This window comes from Microbacterium sp. (assembly GCF_011620665.1).
Classification (GTDB): domain Bacteria; phylum Actinomycetota; class Actinomycetes; order Actinomycetales; family Microbacteriaceae; genus Microbacterium.
In genome coordinates this window covers 1-16,251 of sequence record NZ_WOYQ01000011.1, presented here as the reverse complement: position 1 = coordinate 16,251, position 16,251 = coordinate 1, and the positions used below count along the sequence as shown (strand labels likewise).

The 16,251-nt window shown below is 68.0% G+C and carries 12 protein-coding genes; 7 read left to right on the top strand and 5 right to left on the bottom strand.

The genetic code is table 11. From position 1 onward, the window contains the following. From QZV81_RS02025 to QZV81_RS02010, 4 genes are all read right to left on the bottom strand, one after another. The coding region (locus QZV81_RS02025; RefSeq protein WP_292831718.1) for a DNA-directed RNA polymerase subunit beta' at positions 1–3,001 on the bottom strand (3,001 nt) is incomplete at its 3' end. A 52-nt stretch (positions 3,002–3,053) separates the two neighbouring features. Then, on the bottom strand, positions 3,054–6,554 hold the full coding sequence (rpoB, locus tag QZV81_RS02020) for a DNA-directed RNA polymerase subunit beta (protein WP_292831715.1): 3,501 nt from the start codon (positions 6,552–6,554) through the stop codon (positions 3,054–3,056). A gap of 317 nt (positions 6,555–6,871) precedes the next feature. Then, entirely contained in the window at positions 6,872–8,410 is a 1,539-nt protein-coding gene (locus QZV81_RS02015) for an urea amidolyase family protein (RefSeq protein WP_292831712.1), read from the bottom strand. Continuing rightward, a complete protein-coding gene (locus QZV81_RS02010) occupies positions 8,407–9,162 on the bottom strand; it encodes a 5-oxoprolinase subunit PxpA (RefSeq protein ID WP_292831709.1) in 756 nt (251 codons plus the stop codon). The genes QZV81_RS02015 and QZV81_RS02010 overlap by 4 nt, the downstream gene beginning before the upstream one ends. A 74-nt stretch (positions 9,163–9,236) precedes the next feature. Between QZV81_RS02010 and QZV81_RS02005 the strand changes: the two genes are divergently transcribed. The 3 genes from QZV81_RS02005 (at position 9,237) to QZV81_RS01995 (ending at position 11,249) form a co-directional block, all read left to right on the top strand. Then, positions 9,237–10,100 (top strand): fused MFS/spermidine synthase, encoded by an 864-nt coding sequence (locus tag QZV81_RS02005; protein ID WP_292831706.1) that lies wholly within the window; start codon positions 9,237–9,239, stop codon positions 10,098–10,100. Between the two features lie 83 nt (positions 10,101–10,183). Next, the gene (locus tag QZV81_RS02000) at positions 10,184–10,711 is read left to right on the top strand and encodes a hypothetical protein (protein WP_292831703.1); all 528 of its coding nucleotides are present in this window, start codon (positions 10,184–10,186) and stop codon (positions 10,709–10,711) included. A gap of 49 nt (positions 10,712–10,760) precedes the next feature. After that, a complete protein-coding gene (locus QZV81_RS01995) occupies positions 10,761–11,249 on the top strand; it encodes a SprT-like domain-containing protein (protein ID WP_292831700.1) in 489 nt (162 codons plus the stop codon). 16 nt (positions 11,250–11,265) lie between these two features. Here the strand turns inward: QZV81_RS01995 and QZV81_RS01990 are convergent, their stop codons facing one another. After that, positions 11,266–13,725, bottom strand: coding sequence for a glycoside hydrolase family 3 N-terminal domain-containing protein (locus QZV81_RS01990; protein ID WP_292831697.1), 2,460 nt, complete (start codon positions 13,723–13,725; stop codon positions 11,266–11,268). 87 nt (positions 13,726–13,812) lie between these two features. On the opposite strand from QZV81_RS01990, the gene QZV81_RS01985 reads away from it, so the two are divergent. The 4 genes from QZV81_RS01985 to QZV81_RS01970 form a co-directional block, all read left to right on the top strand. Beyond that, positions 13,813–14,328 (top strand): hypothetical protein, encoded by a 516-nt coding sequence (locus QZV81_RS01985; RefSeq protein ID WP_292831694.1) that lies wholly within the window; start codon positions 13,813–13,815, stop codon positions 14,326–14,328. Positions 14,329–14,399: 71 nt separating this feature from the next. Continuing rightward, the gene (locus QZV81_RS01980; protein ID WP_292831691.1) at positions 14,400–14,873 is read left to right on the top strand and encodes a hypothetical protein; all 474 of its coding nucleotides are present in this window, start codon (positions 14,400–14,402) and stop codon (positions 14,871–14,873) included. A gap of 172 nt (positions 14,874–15,045) precedes the next feature. After that, positions 15,046–15,894, top strand: coding sequence for a nitrilase-related carbon-nitrogen hydrolase (locus QZV81_RS01975; RefSeq protein ID WP_292831688.1), 849 nt, complete (start codon positions 15,046–15,048; stop codon positions 15,892–15,894). A 74-nt stretch (positions 15,895–15,968) separates the two neighbouring features. Beyond that, a partial coding sequence (locus QZV81_RS01970) for an amidohydrolase family protein (RefSeq protein WP_292831685.1) occupies positions 15,969–16,251 on the top strand: 283 nt, incomplete at its 3' end.

The following is a 16,251-nucleotide window of genomic DNA, read 5'->3' as shown; positions in this document are numbered from 1 at the left end:
CCGTGTGGAACGTACGCATCGTCAGCTGCGTGCCGGGCTCGCCGATCGACTGGGCCGCGATGATGCCGACGGCCTCGCCGATGTCGACGAGCTTGCCCGTCGCGAGCGAACGGCCATAGCACTTCGCGCAGACGCCGACAGCCGACTCACACGTGAGAACCGAGCGGACTTTGATCGACTCGATGCCACCGCCCACCAGTGCGTTGATGAGGACGTCGCCCACATCGTCGCCGGCGGTGGCGAGCACGGTGCCGGACGCGTCGACCACATCGGCGGCGAGCGTACGGGCGAACACGGAGTTCTCCACGTTCGCGTCCTTCACGAGCGCTCCGGTGGAGTCCGCCGCGGCGATCGTGAACTCGAGACCCTTTGCGGTGCCGCAGTCGTCCTCACGGATGATGACGTCCTGCGAGACGTCCACGAGCCGGCGCGTGAGATACCCCGAGTCGGCGGTGCGCAGAGCCGTGTCGGCCAGACCCTTGCGTGCACCGTGGGTCGCGGTGAAGTACTCCGCCACCGACAGCCCCTCGCGATACGAGGAGATGATCGGACGGGGCATGATCTCGCCCTTGGTGTTGTTGACGAGGCCCCGGATGCCGGCGATGTTCCGGATCTGCAGCCAGTTGCCGCGGGCACCCGAGGTGACCATGCGGTTGATGGTGTTGTCGGCCGGGAAGTTGTCGCGCATGGCCTGCTGAACCTCGTCGGTCGCTTCGGTCCAGATCTTGATCTGTTCCTGGCGACGCTCGGCGTCGGTCACGAGGCCCTTGTCGAACTGGTTCTGGACCTTGGCAGCGAGCTTCTCGTACTTCGAGATGATCTCGCCCTTGTTCGGCGGCGTGAGGATGTCGCTGAGCGCAACCGTCACTCCCGACCGGGTCGCCCAGTAGAAGCCGGCATCCTTGATGCGGTCCAGGGATGCCGCGACCTCGACCTTGGGGTACTCCTCGGCGAGCTTGTTGACGATCTGCGACAGCTTGCCCTTGTCGGCCTGCTCGCGCACGAACGGGTAGCCCTTGGGGAGCGTGTCGTTGAAGATCGCCTGGCCGAGCGACGCGTCCAGCAGTCCGTGACGCTCATAGCCTTCGGGCGCTTCGCCCTCGAGGAAGGTGAGACCAGGAACGCGGATGCGGACCTTGGCCTGCAGATCGAGAGTGCCCTCGTCCTTGGCCAGGATCGCCTCGCCGACCGAACCGAACACGCGACCCTCGCCGGATGCGCCTTCCTTGACCGTCGTCAGGTGATGAAGGCCGATGATCATGTCCTGCGAGGGCAGGGTCACCGGGCGGCCGTCGGAAGGCTTCAGGATGTTGTTCGAGGCCAGCATGAGGATGCGGGCCTCGGCCTGCGCTTCGACCGACAGGGGCAGGTGGACAGCCATCTGGTCGCCGTCGAAGTCGGCGTTGAACGCTGCGCAGACGAGCGGGTGCAGTTGGATGGCCTTGCCCTCGACGAGCTGTGGCTCGAAAGCCTGGATACCGAGGCGGTGGAGCGTGGGTGCACGGTTGAGCAGGACGGGCCGCTCGCGGATGATCTCCTCGAGCACGTCCCACACCTCGGGACGTGTGCGCTCGACAGCTCGCTTGGCGGCCTTGATGTTCTGGCTGTGACCGAGGTCGATCAGGCGCTTGATCACGAACGGCTTGAAGAGCTCGAGCGCCATCTGCTTGGGCAGACCGCACTGGTGGAGCTTGAGCTGGGGTCCGACGATGATCACCGATCGGCCCGAATAGTCCACGCGCTTGCCGAGCAGGTTCTGGCGGAACCGGCCCTGCTTGCCCTTGAGCATGTCGGACAGCGACTTCAGCGGACGGTTGCCGGGCCCCGTGACCGGGCGGCCGCGGCGGCCGTTGTCGAACAGCGCGTCGACGGCCTCCTGCAGCATCCGCTTCTCGTTGTTGACGATGATCTCGGGGGCGCCGAGGTCGATCAGGCGACGCAGGCGGTTGTTGCGGTTGATCACCCGGCGGTACAGGTCGTTCAGGTCGCTGGTGGCGAATCGGCCACCGTCGAGCTGGACCATCGGACGCAGCTCCGGCGGGATCACCGGGACGACGTCGAGCACCATCGCCGCCGGGCTCATGCCGGTGGACAGGAAGGAGTTGACGACCTTGAGGCGCTTGATCGCGCGGATCTTGCGCTGGCCCTTGCCCTCCGAGATCTGCAGGCGCAGGTTCTCGGCCTCGGCGGCCAGGTCGAACGCCTGGAGGCGGCGCTGGATCGACTCCGCGCCCATGTAGGCCTCGAAGTACTGACCGAAGCGATCCTGCAGCTCGTGGAAGACGTCGTCCTCCTGCTTGAGCTGACCCACCGAGAGACCGCGGAACTCGTCCCACATGCGCTCGAGCTTGGCGATCTGCTCGTCAGCCCCCTTGCGGATGAGGGTCATGTCCTTCTCGGCGACGTCCTTGACCTTCTTCTTCTGGTCGGCCTTGGCGCCTTCGGCCTCGAGAGCTGCGAGCTCCTCCTCCAGCTTCTGGAGGCGGGTCGCGACGCGGGCGTCACGACGGTCGCCCAGGTTCTTGATCTCAAGGCGGAGGTTGGACTCGTGCGTCGGGAGGTCGCGGTGACGCGCATCCTCATCCACCGAGATCACCATGTAGGCGGCGAAGTAGATGACCTTCTCGAGGTCCTTCGGCGCCATGTCCAGCAGGTAGCCCAGACGCGAGGGCACGCCCTTGAAATACCAGATGTGGGTGACGGGCGCGGCGAGCTCGATGTGGCCCATGCGCTCGCGACGGACGGAGGACTTGGTCACCTCCACGCCGCAGCGCTCGCAGACGATCCCCTTGAAGCGGACACGCTTGTACTTGCCGCAGGCGCATTCCCAGTCGCGAGACGGGCCGAAGATCTGCTCGCCGAACAGACCGTCCTTCTCGGGCTTCAGCGTGCGGTAGTTGATGGTTTCGGGCTTCTTGACCTCGCCGTAGGACCAACGACGGATGTCGTCGGCCGTGGCCAGGCCGATGCGAAGCTGATCGAAAGTTTGTGACTCGAGCACTGGTTCTCCTGTGTCGGAATTCTTGGTGTCGGTTGCTGAGCGTGTCGAAGCGTCAGATCTCGTCGATCGACGAGGACTCGAAACGGCTCGAGATGTTGATGCCGAGCTCCTCCGCTGCACGGAAGGCTTCATCGTCGGTGTCACGCAGGTTGACCTCGGTGCCGTCGGCCGAGAGGACCTCGACGTTCAGGCACAGCGATTGCATCTCCTTCATGAGGACCTTGAAGGACTCGGGGATGCCGGGTTCCTGAATGTTCTCGCCCTTGACGATGGCTTCGTAGACCTTCACGCGCCCGACGATGTCATCGGACTTGATGGTCAGAAGCTCCTGAAGCGCGTACGCCGCGCCGTAGGCCTCGAGGGCCCACACCTCCATCTCGCCGAACCGCTGGCCGCCGAACTGCGCCTTGCCGCCGAGCGGCTGCTGCGTGATCATCGAGTACGGGCCTGTCGAGCGCGCGTGGATCTTGTCATCCACGAGGTGGTGCAGCTTCAGGATGTACATGTAGCCGACCGACACGGGAGCCGGGAACGGCTCACCCGACCGACCGTCGAACAGCAGGGTCTTGCCCGACCCGTCGATCAGACGCTCCCCGTCGCGGTTGGGTCGGGTCGAGTTGAGCAGGCCCACGATCTCGTCCTCGCGCGCGCCATCGAACACGGGCGTGGCGACCTTCGTCCCCGGCGCCGCCGCGCGCGCATTCGCCGGAAGGTCCTCAGCCCACTTCGGCGAGCCCTCGACGTCCCAGCCCTGCTTGGCGATCCACCCGAGGTGGGTCTCCAGCACCTGACCGAAGTTCATTCGCCCCGGGATGCCGAGCGGGTTCAGCACGACGTCCACGGGCGTGCCGTCGGCGAGGAAAGGCATGTCTTCGACGGGCAGGATCTTCGCGATGACGCCCTTGTTGCCGTGACGGCCGGCGAGCTTGTCGCCCTCGGTGATCTTGCGCTTCTGGGCGATGTAGACCACGACGCGGCGATTGACGCCCGAGCCGAGCTCGTCGTCGCCGTCTTCGGCGTTGAACTCCTTGACGGCGATGATCGTGCCCTGCTCGCCGTGAGGCACCTTCAGGGAAGTGTCGCGGACCTCGCGACTCTTCTCGTTGAAGATCGCGCGGAGCAGACGCTCCTCGGCGGAAAGCTCCGTCTCGCCCTTGGGCGTCACCTTGCCGACCAGGATGTCGCCCGGCCGCACCTCGGCGCCGATGCGGACGATGCCGCGGTCGTCGAGGTCCTTCAGCAGGTCAGGGCTGACGTTGGGGAGGTCACGCGTGATCTCCTCCTTGCCGAGCTTGGTGTCGCGGGCATCCACTTCGTACTCCTCGATGTGGATCGAGGAGAGCGTGTCGTTCTTGACGAGTTCCTGGCTGAGGATGATGGCGTCCTCGAAGTTGTGGCCCTCCCACATCATGAACGCGACGAGGAGGTTCTTGCCGATCGCCAGTTCGCCGTTCTCGGTCGCGGGACCATCGGCGATCACTTCGCCGACCTCGACCCGCTCGCCCGCCGAGACGATGACACGCTGGTTGTAGGAGTTGCCCTGGTTGGACCGATCGAACTTGCGGAGGAAGTAGTCCTTCGTGCCGCCCTCGTCGAGCTGCACGGTGACGACGTCGGCCGAGACCTCGGTGACCACACCGGCCTTTTCGGCGATGACGACGTCACCGGCGTCGATCGCCGCGAAGCCCTCCATGCCCGTACCGACGAGAGGCGAGTCGCTCCGCAGCAGGGGCACCGCCTGACGCTGCATGTTGGCGCCCATGAGGGCGCGGTTCGCGTCGTCGTGCTCGAGGAAGGGAATCAGAGACGTACCGACCGACACCATCTGGCGTGGCGAGACGTCCATGTAGCCGATCTCCTCGGCGTGGAAGAGGTCGACCTCGCCACCGTCGCCGCGACGTGCAAGCACGCGATCCTGGGCGAAGGAGCCGTCCTTCTTCAGCTCCGCGCCGGCCTGGGCGACGATGTACTCGTTCTCCTCGGCGGCCGTCAGATAGTCGATGTTGTCGGTGACTTTGCCGTCTTCGACGCGACGGTAGGGAGTCTCGATGAACCCGAACGCGTTGATGCGGGCGAACGAGGCGAGCGAGCCGATCAGGCCGATGTTCGGGCCTTCCGGGGTCTCGATGGGGCACATGCGGCCGTAGTGGGACGGGTGGACGTCACGCACCTCGACACCGGCGCGCTCACGGCTGAGCCCGCCCGGCCCCAGCGCCGACAGGCGACGCTTGTGAGTCAAACCCGCGAGCGGGTTGTTCTGGTCCATGAACTGCGACAGCTGGGACGTTCCGAAGAACTCCTTGATCGCAGCGACGACGGGGCGCACGTTGATCAGGGTCTGCGGCGTGATCGCCTCGATGTCCTGCGTGGTCATGCGCTCGCGGACGACGCGCTCCATGCGCGACAGACCCGTGCGGACCTGGTTCTGGATCAGTTCGCCGACGGCGCGGATGCGACGGTTGCCGAAATTGTCGATGTCATCGACCGACAGGCGGATCTCGGCCGGCTTGCCGGCACGGACACCGGGAATCGAGACGTCGCCGCGGTGGATCGCGACGAGGTACTTGATCGTCGAAACGATGTCCTCAACGGTCAGGACGGAGTCGCTGAGCGGCTTGTCGAGCCCGAGCTTCTGGTTGATCTTGTAGCGACCGACCTTGGCCAGGTCATAGCGCTTGGAGTTGAAGTAGAAGTTGTCCAGCAGCGCACGGGCGGCCTCGGCGGCAACCTGCTCGCCGGGACGCAGCTTGCGGTAGATGTCGCGGAGGGCATCTTCCTTCGTGAGGATGGTGTCTTTGCTGAGGGTGTCCTCGATGGACTCGTATCCGGCGAACTCCGTCAGGATGTCTTCGCTGGACAGACCCAGAGCCTTCAGGAACACCGTGACGGACTGCTTGCGCTTGCGGTCGATGCGGACGCCGACCTGGTCGCGCTTGTCGATCTCGAACTCGAGCCAGGCGCCGCGGCTGGGGATCACGCGTGCCGAGACGATGTCCTTGTCGCTCGTCTTGTCGGGGGTCTTGTCGAAGTAGACACCCGGTGAGCGCACGAGCTGAGAGACGACGACACGCTCGGTGCCGTTGATGATGAAGGTGCCCCTGCCGGTCTGAAGCGGGAAGTCGCCCATGAAGACCGTCTGCGTCTTGATCTCACCCGTGAGGTGGTTCATGAACTCGGCCTCGACGTAGAGCGGGGCTGCGTAGGTCTTGCCGCGCTCCTTGCATTCCTCGATCGAGTACTTCTCGGGCTCGAGGTAGGGGTTCGTGAAGCTCAGCTGCATCGTCTCGCCGAGATCCTCGATCGGCGAGATCTCCTCGAAGATCTCCTCGAGGCCGCTCGTGGACGGCACGTCGGTGCGTCCGGCCTCCTCCGCCTCGGCGACACGGGCCTTCCAGGCCTCGTTCCCGACGAGCCAGTCGAAAGACTCCGTCTGCAGCGCGAGAAGGTCGGGGACCGTCAGCGTGTCAGAGATCTTGGCGAACGAGAGGCGCGAAGCACCTCGGCCGTTCTTGGGGGTGGTGGTGGAATTGGTTGCGTTGCGCGCAGCAGCCAAGGGATTACCTCCATGAGCCCGGGCGGGGGCCGGTTCCTTGTCGTCAGGTGGAGTGCTCCCGATTCCCGACACCTGTCGCACGCGCCGCCGGAGCGGGGGCTGCAGGCACAAGCCGACCACCATATGAGGGCATGGGGGAAGGGAGCGCAACTACCGACTATATGCCGCGCGACGCGCCATGTCCAGCTCAATCCTTGACGAGTTTCGGATGCTGCGGTATAAACGCCGTCCTGGCCCCTTCTCGCGAGAAACCACTTACGCGCGAAAAGCCACCGCTGCCGCGGTTTCTCGCGGCGAATGTGGTTTCTCGCAGGGGGTCAGTGCGCGTGACGGAACCGCACGCGCGTGCCGGGGCGCGCCTGTGCAAGGAGGTCACGGGCCCGGTCGGTCGCCACCGCGATGACCGGGTAGCCCCCGGTCACGGGCGCATCGGGGCCGAGGATCACCGGCCGGCCGTCGTGCGGGACCTGCACCGCGCCCGGCAGCATCCCCTCACTCGGAATCTCGCCGGCGCGGATGCGCTCCAGCGGCGGACCCTCGAGACGGATGCCCGCCCGATCGGCCGCGGTGGACACCGTCCAGACCGTGTCGAACAACGCCGTCGCGGAGCCGAACCAGTCGGCGCGGGGGCCGGGCGCGAGCTCGACCGTGATCACGGCGTCTTCCGGAGGTCCCCACGGCTGCAGCGCCAGCGACGGGATGTCGGCGATCGCCGCGTCATCGAGGCGCAGCTCGTCACCGTCGGCGAGCGGGCGTGGGCCGAGTCCCGCGAGGCGATCGGTCGCGCGCGATCCGGCCACCTGAGGGCCGCCGATGCCACCGCGGACGGCGAGATACCCGCGGGCGCCGCGCGTGAACGCGTCGATGTGCAGCTCGGTGTCCGCGGGCCACGGATGCGCCCCGTAGGCGCTGACTTCGCGTCCGTCGATCCGGATCGGCCCCCAGGCGCCGGTGATGGCGATCCACAGGTGGCGGCGCGCACGCACGCGCAAGCCGCCCATCGTGATCTCGATCCCCGCGGCCGCTTCGTCGTTGCCCACGAGCCGATTCGCCGTGCGGAGCGCCGCCCGGTCGGCGGCACCGGATCGTGCGATTCCCTCGGCCAGGTGCCCGGATCTCCCCTGGTCTTGGATGGTCGCGAGCGCACCCGTCGCGACGACGCGCACATCACCCCGGTCGGCGCTGGAGCTGTCGGCCGGCAAGGGGTCGCTCGCGGGGAGTGCCGCGACGGAAAGCGGGGCGGGGGATGCGGGGGTGAAGCGCACGCGCATCCCGGGAGCCAGCACAGCGAGCCCGGCGGCGGGATCGAACAGTGCGGCGCGTGTCATCCCGATCAGCTGCCACCCACCGGGGGTCGCCCGCGGGTACGCGCCGGTGAACTCCCCCGCCAGTCCCACGGAGCCGGCGGGCACCCGCGCACGCGGTGTCGCCCGCCGCGGCACGTGGACGGGCCAGTCCGGGCTGACAAGGTACCCGAAGCCGGGCGCGAAGCCCGTGAAGGCGACGGTCCACTCCGCCGCCGCGTGCCGGGCGATGAGGGCGTGGACGCTCATTCCGAGCTCGGAGGCGACGGCGGCGAGGTCTTCGCCGTCGTATGTGATCGGGAGGACGACACTCGCGCCCGGGTGCACCTCGACCGCGGCATCCGCACCGTCTGCGATCCACGCGCGCGTCGCCGAGAGCGACAGCACCGTCGGATCCACGACGACCAGCACGGTGCGCGCGGCGGGCACCAGATCGATCACTCCGGCGGGACGGGATGCGGTCAGTCGCGCGTGCAGGGCCAACACGTCGGCGAGGGCATCCACCTCGGCCAGCACCGCGCGCTCACCGAAGGGCAGCGTGCGCGGGGTCACCACGGCGCCCGCACCGTCGCCTCGGCCGCGTCGAGCGCTGCGCGCACCGCGCGAGCCATCTCCACGGCACCGGAGGAGTCGCCGTGGAGGCAGAGCGAGACCGCAGCGGTGCGCAGGGCGGTACCGTCCTGAGCATCGAGCGTCGCCTCCATCACGACGCGCAGCGCGCGGGCGGCGACCCGGTCCGGTTCGGTCAGCAGCGCCGCCGGATTCCCGCGCGGCACGAGGGATCCGTCCGGCAGGTAGGCGCGATCGAGGAACGCCTCGCGACGGAAGGGAAGTCCGGCCGCGGCAGCGGCACGGTCGATCTCGCCATCCATGCCGAGGATCGGAACTGCGCGGCCGAGCACCTGCGACAGATCTGACACGGCTGCAGCGACCGCCCACGCCTCCGCCCGGTCATCCCGGATCGCGTGGTACAGCGCGCCGTGCGGCTTGACATAGCGGATGTCGGCGCCTGCGTCCCACAGTGCGCGCAGCTGTGCGGACACGCTCTCCCGCAGCTCTTCCCGCGGCATCCGCAGGCGGTTGCGGCCGAATCCGGCGCGGTCGGGATAGGACGGATGCGCGCCGACAGCCACGCCGTGCCGGTGGGCGAGCGCGACGGCATCCCTCATCGAGGCGGCGTCACCGGCATGTCCGCCGCACGCGATCGACGCGCTCGAGATGACCGCGAACATCGCCGCGTCGTCGGCCGTCGGCGCCCCATCGACGGTTTCGCCGAGATCCGCGTTCAGGTCGATCGCAGTCATGCACCCACGGTACCCGCGCCGCAGCTCGCCCGACGGTGCGATGTGCCCGAGCAGGCGCGGGTACCGTGTGCACCATGGCCAGAGCGCACATCGAAGACTCCGACGCCTCCGCGCGTCTGTCCGATGGGACGATCGCGCGGGTGGTCCCCAGCCGATTCGCGGGCGGCTTCGAACTCGACGTCGACGGCACACCGCAGTCGCACGTGGACCTCGACGATCCGACCCATCTGCACTTCGAGTACGTCGCCCGGATGGGCGCGGTCATCGACCGGCTCCGGATGCCGGGCGCGCCTGTCACCGCCATCCATCTCGGCGGAGGCGCTCTGACCCTGCCTCGCTACGTCGAGCAGACACGGCCGGGCTCCCGCCAGCAGGTGATCGAGCTGGAGCAGCCCATCATCGACCTCGTTCGGGAGCACCTTCCGCTGCCACGCGGGGCGCAGATCCGCGTGCGCATCGGCGATGCCCGCGATGTGGCCGGCCGATTGCCCGCGGGCCTGCGGGGCACGGCCGACCTCGTCGTCTCGGACGTGTTCGCGGGTGCACAGACCCCCGCACACCTCACGACCGTCGAGTACTACCGAATCGTCGCGTCGCTGCTGGCGCCGGAGGGTGTGCTGCTGGTCAACGTAGCCGACGGCGCGGGCCTGGCGTTCGCGCGCCGTCAGGTGGCGACGATCCGCGCGGTGCTGCCCGAGGTGATCGTCCTGGCGGAAGTGCAGACGCTCAAGGGGCGCCGATTCGGCAACCTCGTCATCGCCGCGTCGGCCGCGCCGCTTCCCACCGAGTGGCTTCCGCGGTTGATGGCGGCAGGACCCCACCCCGCGAAGGTCGCCCAGGGGACCGAGCTCGACGACTTCGTGCGGGGGTCGGCTCCGGCGACCGACGCCGATGCCACCGCATCGCCGAAACCTGCGTCATCCGTGTTCGAACGCTGAGTCGGCGCACGCGGCGTGCCCTCTGAGCTTCCGCCGCGGACCGGGTGACACTGGATGGACGCGTCGGAAGGAAGGAGCCGCCTGTGAGCTACATCAAGGGATATGACCCGGAGACTCTGCGCGAGATCGTCGACGCCCACCAGTGCGCTGAACGACTGGGCGAGCTGGGCGACCAGCGCAGTCTCGCCGCCCTGCTCGAGCGCGTGTGGCTCATGAAGGTGCTCGGCCTGCTCGATGATGCGCTCGTGGTCTCGGAGCAATCGGTTCGCCTGGCGCGGATGGGCGGCACGCGCAAAGACCTGCTGCGCGCGCGCATCCTGCACGCGTCGGTGCAGCAGCAGCGCGGCGCCTACGCCGCGGCGCACCAGGAGCTCACGACGTGCGCCGAGGAAGCCGAGGGTCAGGGCTGGTCGGCGCTGGCCGCCTTCGCCTATCAGCACCGCGGGAAGGTCAGCTTCGACGCCGACGATTTCACCGACGCGCGCGCCGATTTCAAGAGGGCGCTGTTCCTGCGACAGGGAGCCGGCGCCCCGGAGGAGGAGCTCGCGTCGACGCTCGAGGCGATCAGGGCGACCGAGTACCGACGGACTGCGGCATCCGTCGCCGGCTGAGTGTCGTACATATATTCTACTCTTTCCGGTATGACCGAAAACCTCAATCATGTCTGATCTGCCATCCGTCCGCCGTGAAGCGGAGCTGCTCATCGCGGCACATCTCGACGCGTCGTGGTCGTTTGCGTTCGACAACGCGAAGCGCCGCGCCGGCGCCTGCGACTACACCCGGAAGAGAATCACCGTCTCCCGCTATCTCTGCGCGCGCTATGACGACGACACCAACCGCCAGACGCTTCTGCACGAGGTCGCGCATGCGCTCGCCGGCGCGCGTGCGGCGCACGGCGCGGCGTGGAAGCGCGTCGCGCGGTCTCTCGGCTACACCGGTGGCACCACCCACCCGGGTGAACCCGCGAACGAACTTGCGCCATGGGTCGGCGTCTGCCCGGCCGGTCACACGGCCTACCGGCATCGCACGGCGACACGGCCGACATCGTGTGCGCGATGTTCCCGGTCGTTCGATGAGAGATTCCTTTTCGTGTGGACACGCCGCGAGATCTCGCCCGCGACGCGCCTTGCGGCGATGACCCCGCGCTGAGCCGCGCATCGCCCGATCAGGCGCGGGCGTCGACCACGGGGACGAGGGCGAGCACAAGACCGAGGACGTTGCGGGCACCGCGCTGCAGCTCTCCGATCGTCAAGCCGTCCGGACGCGCGAGGGATTGTGCGATCGAATCGTCCACGTAGGACTGGGGACCGGCATCCGTCTTCGCTCCTCCGGGCATGAGCACGTCGACCTGCGCCCGCACGCGGTAGGCGCTGTTCTCCAGCGCGGGAAACAGCGGGTCGACGGCGTTCTCCATCCACCAGTCGGTCATGACGCACCCGGTGTAGCCCCACTCGCCCCGGAGAATGGTCGTGACCAGGTCATGGTGGTAGTGGGCCCAGACGCCGTTGATCTGGTTGTACGACGTCATGATCGCGAGCGGCGCCGCCTCGCGCACGCAGATCTCGAAGCCGCGCAGGTAGATCTCGCGCAACGCACGCTCCGAGACGCGGGAATCGTTGCGCGTCCTGTTCGTCTCCTGATTGTTGGCCGCGAAGTGCTTGGGGCAGGCAGCCACCCCGCGCGACTGGATACCCTGCACGATCGCCGCGGCCGTACGGCCGGTGACGAGCGGGTCCTCCGAGAAGTACTCGAAGTTGCGGCCGCAGAGCGGGTCGCGGTGGATGTTCATGCCCGGGCTCAGGAGCACGTCGGAGCCCTTCCGGATCATCTCCTGTGCGTGCAGAGCAGCCAACTCACGCACGAGCGGCGGGTTCCACGTCGAGGCGAGAGCCGTGCCCGAGGGCAGCAGCGACGCGTACGACGAGAGGCGGATGCCGCTCGGTCCATCGGTGGCGGTCACCGGACGCACGCCCCTCGCGCGGAGCGCAGCCGAGACGCCGCCGAGAACGCCGGCATTGCCGGCCGCGCCGAGGGGCGAGTGCATCGTGATATCGCCGCGGGCAATGTCAGCGAGTTCGACGGGCGTGAGCTGCGCGACGAACTCATCGAGGGTTGCCTCGCCCGCCACGACCGCGTCGAACGTCAGCGATGCCGCCGGTTCGGCTGGTTCAGGCAGCGCCGGCGGCAGTTGGCGAAGGATGCGATCTCGCAGATCCGCCGTGGACACGGGTGCCGGCGCGAAGGCGACCCGCGCTGTTCCGTCTGCGTCTCGGGCGAGCGTCATGCGGTCGAAGGGCAGGACCGGGGCGGCGGCCTCGGTGACCTGCCGGACGACCCGGAGATCCGGGATCGTCACGATCGACTCCGCGACCGCGGTGCGCACGTCGGTGCCCACGAAGAACCGATAATCACCGGGTTCGAGCACCCACGCGCTGCGATGACCCGTGACTCCCGCGTCGTCGTACGACGCGAGCTCGTCCATCGCCACCCTCAGGTCGACGCGCTCGGATCGGCCGGGCAGCAGGATGGCGGTCTTGCGGTAGGCGACGAGGCGCCGCGCGGGCTGGCTGAGAGACCCGTCGGGCGCCGCGACATAGACCTGCACGGTTTCCGCTCCCGCACGGTTTCCGGTGTTGCGCACCTCGATGCTCAGTTCGGCGCCGTCGGCGATGAACCGCGCTCGCGTCGTCAGCGCGAAGGTCGTGTACCCGAGCCCGAAGCCGAACGGGAAGAGCACGCGCTCCGGCGCGAACGTCTCGAAGTAGCGATAGCCCACGAAGATGTCCTCCGCGTAGGTGTTCGCCTCGGGGTCGCCGAAATTCGCGGAGCTCGGGTAATCGGGGTAGCTGAGGGCGATCGCGTCGGTGAGCTTCCCCGTGGCGGGGGTCTCACCGGAGAGGACGGCCGCGACGGCCCGCGCGCCCTCCATCCCGCCCTGCCAAGCCGCGACCAGGCCCGTGATCCGATCGCCGTAGTCGGCGAGCCACGACACGTCCATGACATTCCCGGCGTCGAGGACCACGACGGTGCGCGAGAAGGATGCCGTCACGGCATCCAGGAGCGCGCGCTCGGCCACATCGAGGTAATAGCTCCCGGCCTCGAGGACGCTTTCGCGCGCCTCACCGGCCGCGCGGCCGATGACGACGACAGCGGTGTCGGCGCGTGTCGCCGCGGCGGTCACAACGACGGGATCGAGCGGCATCTCGGCGAGATGGTGGGGCCACTGACCCCACGTGCCGGTGAGCTCCGGGGGGTGCGCGGCGCACCATGCGGAATAGAGATCGGCCACCTCGGCATCCACCGCGACGCCTGCATCCCGGAGGCCCGCCACGAGGTTCCAGATGTAGGGGACCTTGACGTCGCCGCCCGATCCGTAGCCCACGGCGAACCAGTCCAGTTGCGTCCGGCCGAACACCGCAACCGGGCGGCTGCCGAGCGGGAGAACACCATCGTCGTTCCGGAGCAGCACGACGCCTTCGGCGGCGGCCTGCCGTGCCATGCGCGCGAGCGCCGGATCCAGACCCGGATCAGTGTCTTCCAGAGCCGTCGACAGCTGGGCGACCGACTCGATCGCGGCCGCGCCGTGTGAGCGGTCGCCGGATTCGGCAGCGGGATGCAGCGGCACTGGTGTTCCTCCGAACGGGAATCTGGAGAGGCGTGGGAGCGCTCTCATGATACCCGACGCACGTCTTCGGAATGCGAGACTGGGGTGATGCGCATCCTGCTCAAGCTCGTCATCGACTGCGACGCGGATGCGGCGTGGCGAGCCGTGCACTCCCCGCGCGCTGTCGCCGAGTTGTACGGCCCCCTGATGGACCTGTCACCACTCGATGCCCACGGGTTGCCGCCGACGTGGGAGCCCGGCGGCGACGTGCCGGTGCAGCTCACGCTGGCCGGCATCATGCCGATGGGGCGCCAGCTGATTCATTTCAGCGAACGCACCGCGCAGGACGCGAACGGATCGGTGCGCATCTTCCGCGACAGCGGCATTCCGCTCACGGGCCCACTGGCGAACCTGGACGTCTGGGACCACCAGATGGCGATCTCACCGGCCCCCGGCGATCCGACCAAGACCCTGTGGCGCGATCGGCTCACGATCGGCGGCCCCGCCGCGATCATCGCGTGGCCGATGCTGTGGGCGACCTGGCAGTGGCGCGCGGCGCGGATCAGGGCCATGGCGCCGACCTGGGCGCATGACCCGGAGTCGGCGCGGACCGCATCCGACTGACAGGCATCGCATGCGGCGAGGGGCCTCTGCCCCTAGATTGTGGACTACACGATCCCATTCGGAGGTAACCCATGAACATTCGCGCACGTTCCACCGCGGCTGTCGTCGTCGCCGCGTCTCTTCTCCTCTTCGCGGGCTGCACCTCATCCGAACCCGTCGCGGATGACACATCGTCGCAGACCGACGACACGACGATCGAAACCGACGCCGCGTCGGACGACACCGACGCAGATGCAGATGCAGACGCAGACGCAGCCGCAGACGCGAGTCCAGCGGGCGGCGCCGTGTACACCGATCCTGCGGTGGACTCGGCATCGGTGACCGTGTCTCCGTCGGGCTTCGACCCCGCTGCGATCTCGGTGCCGGTCGGGGGCACCGTCACCTTCATGGGCGGCGACGACGGCCCGCACGGAATCTACGTCGGTGACCTCGACGGCTACAGCGTGATGGGCGGACTTACCGCGACCTTCCGATTCGACCTCGCCGGCACCTACACGGTGTACGACGAGATCAGCGAGGCATCGGCGACCGTCACCGTCGGGTGACCGCCCTGTCGCCGACCGCCCCGACGCGTTACGGTCCGGACACAGGCTGAAACCAACGGGAAACGTCGGAGGACCAAGATCGATCACACGGGGCACGATCCCACCGGCACCCGAAACGGTCCCCGTCGGCGGTAGCACGAAGAGGTTCAGTCGAGCAAAGATGGAGACCGGCATGACGACGGTGCGCGCAGCAATCACCCAAACCACCTGGACGGGCGACAAGGACTCGATGCTCGACAGGCACGAGCAGTTCGCGAGGGATGCCGCCGCCCAGGGCGCGCAGGTCATCTGCTTCCAGGAGCTGTTCTACGGGCCGTACTTCGGCATCACGGAGGACAAGAAGTACTACCGCTACGCCGAACCGGCCGACGGGCCCATCGTGCAGCGATTCGCGGCGCTGGCCGCCGAGCTGAACATGGTCATGATCCTCCCGATCTATGAGGAGGACATCACCGGCGTGTACTACAACACGGCCGTCGTCGTCGACGCCGACGGGACGATCCTCGGCAAGTACCGCAAGCACCACCTGCCGCACCTGGACCGCTTCTGGGAGAAGTTCTACTTCCGGCCCGGCAACCTCGGCTACCCCGTGTTCGACACGGCAGTCGGCAAGATCGGCGTCTACATCTGCTACGACCGGCACTTCCCCGAGGGCTGGCGCGAGCTGGGGCTGAACGGCGCGCACATCGTCTTCAACCCGAACGCGACCAAGCCCGGCCTCTCCAACCGCCTGTGGGAGATCGAGGGCCCGTGCGCGGCCGTCGCGAACGGCTACTTCGTGCTGCAGCCGAACCGCGTCGGGCGCGAGGACAACGAGTACGGCGAACTCGCCGTGGACTTCTACGGCACGAGCCAGGTGATCGATCCGCGCGGCAACTTCGTCGGCGAGCGCGGGTCGGCCACCGACGAAGAGGTGCTCATCCGCGACCTCGACATGGACATGGTGCAGGAGATGCGCGACGACTGGCAGTTCTACCGCGACCGTCGTCCCGACTCCTACTCGATGATCGCGAAGCCATGAGCGCCACCACGCGCCGTGAAATCTAGCGCCCGCAGCAGACAGCGGCGCTCGGGAAAGGGAGAGGAACACCCCTCATGACCACCACACTCATCACCGGCGGCACCGTCGTCTCGGCGACCGGCCGCGCGGCGGCCGACGTGCTGATCGACGGCGAGATGATCGTCGCGGTCCTCCAGCCGGGCTCGGAACTGCTCGGGACGGATGTCGCGGCATCCGCCGACCGTGTCATCGACGCGACCGGCAAGTACGTCATCCCCGGCGGCATCGACGCCCACACGCACATGCAGATGCCGTTCGGCGGTACGGACGCGAGCGACACGTTCGAGACCGGTTCTCGCGCCGCGGCGTGGGGCGGCA

Bases quoted from the DNA above. Each gene is read 5' to 3' on its own strand.
- QZV81_RS02010 (WP_292831709.1), bottom strand. From the start codon at position 9,162: ATGACTGCGATCGACCTGAACGCGGATCTCGGCGAAACCGTCGATGGG.
- QZV81_RS02005 (WP_292831706.1), top strand. From the start codon at position 9,237: ATGGCCAGAGCGCACATCGAAGACTCCGACGCCTCCGCGCGTCTGTCC.
- QZV81_RS01995 (WP_292831700.1), top strand. From the start codon at position 10,761: ATGTCTGATCTGCCATCCGTCCGCCGTGAAGCGGAGCTGCTCATCGCG.
- QZV81_RS01985 (WP_292831694.1), top strand. From the start codon at position 13,813: ATGCGCATCCTGCTCAAGCTCGTCATCGACTGCGACGCGGATGCGGCG.
- QZV81_RS01980 (WP_292831691.1), top strand. From the start codon at position 14,400: ATGAACATTCGCGCACGTTCCACCGCGGCTGTCGTCGTCGCCGCGTCT.
- QZV81_RS01975 (WP_292831688.1), top strand. From the start codon at position 15,046: ATGACGACGGTGCGCGCAGCAATCACCCAAACCACCTGGACGGGCGAC.